Source organism: Dethiosulfatibacter sp. (assembly GCF_983023055.1).
In genome coordinates, this window is the sequence record NZ_CEZJXU010000434.1 from 1 (window position 1) to 2,177 (window position 2,177).

Annotated in this window: 1 protein-coding gene and 1 pseudogene; both read right to left on the bottom strand. The window is 35.8% G+C overall.

Annotated elements, in window-relative coordinates; all coding sequences use genetic code 11:
- Positions 1-97: 97 nt before the first annotated feature.
- A pseudogene (locus AC3AX0_RS12065) lies at positions 98-773 on the bottom strand (protein adenylyltransferase SelO family protein); the annotation flags it as partial.
- A gap of 97 nt (positions 774-870) precedes the next feature.
- A complete protein-coding gene (locus tag AC3AX0_RS12070; protein WP_487550528.1) occupies positions 871-1,857 on the bottom strand; it encodes an L-threonine 3-dehydrogenase in 987 nt (328 codons plus the stop codon).
- Between the last annotated feature and the right edge of the window lie 320 nt (positions 1,858-2,177).

Sequence of the window (2,177 nt, forward strand, 5' to 3'; positions counted from 1 at the left end):
ATCGGACTGGATCATTGAAATGGGTCCTGAAGGTGGTGACCTTGGTGGTCAGGTAGTTAGATACGGCAGATAAATTGATTGTAAGAGAATTCCAGAATCACGTACCACAAAATGTCTTGTAGGGAGTTGATGAAGGGGTTGGCAAAGTGGAGTGCTCGTCCTGCTTTTTAGAGTAGGCATAAGGCTGTGATAGAATATCAAGAAGACGTTCCATAACGCTATAGTCACCTTTTGAAACAGCAGCTTTTATTGCCTCTTCTACACGATAGTTTCTTGGTATTATTGAAGGGTTGTTTTTACGCATTAATTCATATGAAGAGGATGTTGATTCCTTCTGTCTTTCAAGTCTTTTCTGCCATAGTTTGTACCATTTTAAAAAAGCCTCTGTGTCAAACAAATTTTCATTTGATAATTTGTTGAGAGTTAATGCACGAAATGTATTGGTATAGTCTGAACCATTGCTTTGCATTATGTTAAGAAGGTTTTCAATAAGTTGTTTGTCATGCTCTTCCTGTAGAAATAACTGCAAGACTACGTGTAGTTGGGATGCCAAGACCATGCATGGCTTCGCTTATAATATATTCTCTCAACATTGGACCAAGGAGTGCTCGGGCATCGCCACCACGAGAAAAGGGAGTTCTCCCAGAACCCTTTAGTTGAATATCAAAGCGTTCTTTGAGTGGTGTGATCTGCTCTCCAATCAAAATGGCTCGTCCATCTCCCAACATTGTAAAATATCCAAATTGATGCCCCGCATATGCCTGGGCAAAAGGGAATAACTATTGTCAAAATTCCATCCTGTTTCTATGATATCTTTTTTATTATTCATGGCATCTCCTGTAAATGAAATATATTATATAAATATAAGGATTACTTGATATTTTTGTTTTTTATAGTCTGAGAATTGAGTTTATTCCTTAACTTTTCAATCATATCTGTCGTCATGGAAGAAATATTGTATTTAGGTTTCCATCCCCATTCGTTTCTGGCAATGGTATCGTCAATAGAATTGGGCCATGAGTCAGCGATTTTTTGTTTTACTTCATCTACATCATAGTCCATATTGAAATCAGGTATGTGTTTTTTTATTTCACTGTATATTTCCTCAGGGTCAAAGCTCATGGATGTGACATTGAAGGCATTTCTGTGTACAAGTTTGGTGGAGTCAGCTTCCATCAACATAACGATGGCATCCAGCGCATCAGGCATGTACATCATATCCATTCTTGTTCCAGCCTTAATATTGCAGGTGAAATGGCCTGATTTAAGCGCCTCGTAAAAGATATGTACAGCATAATCCGTCGTACCACCTCCGGGTAGTGTCATATGTGATATAAGACCGGGAAATCTTAGACCTCTTGTATCAACACCGAATCTGCTAAAATAATAATCACATAAAAGTTCTCCAGCAACTTTGGAAATACCGTATATTGTTGAAGGTCTTTGAATTGTGTCCTGGGGAGTATTGTTAATTGGAGTAGTTGGCCCGAAGGCAGCTATGGAGCTTGGTACAAAAATCTTGCATTTATTTTCCCTGGCAACCTCTAAAACATTGTAGAGTCCGTTCATATTTATATCCCAAAGCAGTGATGGGTTAGCTTCCCCAGTAGCTGATAGTATTGATGCAAGATGAATAATTGTATCTATATTATGCTTTTTTACAACTTCGGCTATTTGCTCAGGTTTTAATATATCAACTCTTTCATAAGCTACTTCATCAATGATTTTCTTTTTGCATTCATTTCTTTTGCAGTGACTGCTGGTTATTATGTTATTGCGTCCGTAATTATCCATAAGCTTAAGTGTTAATTCAGAACCGATTTGTCCCAACGCTCCTGTAATTAGAATTCTTTTCATAAGATCACTCCTAAATGCAAATTTTGATTCATATAATAAGGATATAAAATAAACTGTTTGTTTTTTATGACCTGAAATATATATTTATAATATATTATACTACAAAATGAGATTATTTATAATATTATGACATGCTGTTCATGAATAAATCATGAAGGTTAATACCATTTTAGGTTAGATATTTATCTGGAATGTGGTACTATAGTACTATTGATTGGAATGCTAATATGGAGGCTAATTCAATGAACATAAAAGTACTTGTAATCGAAGACAATTTGAAACTAAATAGAAAGATATGTAATGCATTGCAAATAGAAGGT